Source organism: Luteibacter sp. P4_D7_3 (genome assembly GCF_056401735.1).
The window spans coordinates 1-1,612 of the sequence record NZ_JBFUIT010000522.1; the positions used below are offsets into that span (position 1 = coordinate 1).

General features: G+C 62.3%; 2 protein-coding genes and 1 pseudogene. 2 read left to right on the forward strand and 1 reads right to left on the reverse strand.

Features of this window, described 5'->3' with window-relative positions; genetic code table 11:
- The first annotated feature begins 222 nt into the window (after positions 1-222).
- Both AC1DSN_RS22290 and mscL read left to right on the forward strand, forming a co-directional pair.
- Positions 223-909: a fumarylacetoacetate hydrolase family protein gene (locus AC1DSN_RS22290; RefSeq protein WP_477332977.1), complete on the forward strand. Its 687-nt coding sequence runs from the start codon at positions 223-225 to the stop codon at positions 907-909.
- Between the two features lie 71 nt (positions 910-980).
- A complete protein-coding gene (gene mscL, locus AC1DSN_RS22295) occupies positions 981-1,388 on the forward strand; it encodes a large-conductance mechanosensitive channel protein MscL (protein WP_063572696.1) in 408 nt (135 codons plus the stop codon).
- A 32-nt stretch (positions 1,389-1,420) separates the two neighbouring features.
- Here the strand turns inward: mscL and AC1DSN_RS22300 are convergent.
- Positions 1,421-1,612, reverse strand: a pseudogene (locus AC1DSN_RS22300) (hypothetical protein); the annotation flags it as partial.

Genomic DNA, 1,612 nt, shown 5'->3' on the forward strand with positions numbered 1-1,612 from the left:
CCCGTGGGCTTCCTTGTGCGATTTATCGATCTTCAGCCCGTGGGCTTCCTTGTGCGATTTATCGATCTTCAGCTGCCTCAGCAGCTCGGCGTTCGAATTCATGCTTCCCTCTGTCCCCTGCGGTCCCACCTGATGGCAGGATCATGCGACCCGAGGCGACGCTGCACCACTTCCGCCCATCAGTCATCTGCCGTGACAGGTGTCACCTGCTAACCTGATGGGATGAATACGATCATCCCCGCGCCGGCCCAGCCGAGCATCCCCGTCCTCGGCCAGACTGCGCGTTTCCCGGTCCGCCGTATTTTCTGCATCGGCCGAAACTACGCCGACCATGCCCGTGAAATGGGCGCGTCGGTCGACATGTCGAACCCGATGTTCTTCACCAAGCCGGCCGATGCCATCGTCACCGACGGCGCCGACGTGCCCTACCCCTCGGCAACCAGCGATCTCCACCACGAAGTGGAAATGGTGGTGGCCCTGGGTGCCGGCGGTTCGGACCTTTCCGTCGAGCAGGCCGGCAAGCTGGTCTGGGGCTACGGCGTCGGCCTGGACCTGACCCGCCGCGACCTGCAGGCGCAGGCCAAGGCCAAGGGCGCACCGTGGGACGTCGCCAAGGGCTTCGACCATTCAGCCCCGATCTCGGCCCTGGTCCCGGCGTCGGAAGTCACACCGACCTCGTCCACCCGTATCGCGCTGGAGATCAACGGCGAACTGCGCCAGGAGGCCATGCTGGGCGACATGCTCCTGGACGTGCCCGCCATCCTCAGTGCGCTGTCGAAGCTGTTCGAACTGAAGGCCGGCGACATCGTCTACACCGGCACGCCGGCAGGCGTCTCCGCCCTCGTGCGCGGCGACACGTTCCGTGCGACCCTCGACGGCGTTGCGACGCTCGAAGGCCGCGTCAGCTGACTTCGCGAAGTGCCGACATCCGTCCCGCTAGTTTCCAACGTTCCACGTTCAGCCAATAAGGAGAAAGACCGATGAGTTTCGTCGCGGAATTCAAGAAATTCGCTCTACGCGGTAATGTCGTCGACCTGGCGGTCGGTGTCGTGATCGGTGCGGCATTCGGCAAGATCGTTACCTCGCTCGTCGACAACATCATCATGCCGCCCATCGGCTGGTTGATCGGTGGCATCGATTTCTCCGACTGGAAGTGGGTGCTCAAGCCCGCCGATGCGGTTGCCAAGAAAGCCGAGGTCGCGATCCAGTACGGCGTCTTCATCAACGTACTCATTCAGTTCCTGATCGTCGCGATCGCGATCTTCGTCGTGGTCAAGGCGATCAACCGCCTCACCCGTCGCGAGGAAGAAGCCCCGGCTGCGCCGGCGGCCGACGTTGTACTGCTGACGGAAATCCGCGATCTGCTTCGTTCGCAGCAAGGGAAGTGAGCTTGACGCACTTGTAGATACTCTCTTGGCCGTCAAGCGTTCTTGAGGTGTTCAGGGCTGAAGAGCTTCGAGGTATCGAAGTTCTCGTTGTTCTGCAGACAGGCCCACAGGCCTGTCAGGTACTTACGCATGACCGCCGTGAGGGCTTGGCGCTTCTTCTTTCCACGGCGGACGAGTTGCTCGTAGAAGGCCTTGGCCAAGGGGTCATGCCGGACGGCGACCAG

What these genes read in the sequence shown, in the direction of transcription:
- AC1DSN_RS22290 (WP_477332977.1), top strand. Translation starts at nt 223, where the DNA reads ATGAATACGATCATCCCCGCGCCGGCCCAGCCGAGCATCCCCGTCCTC.
- mscL (WP_063572696.1), top strand. Translation starts at nt 981, where the DNA reads ATGAGTTTCGTCGCGGAATTCAAGAAATTCGCTCTACGCGGTAATGTC.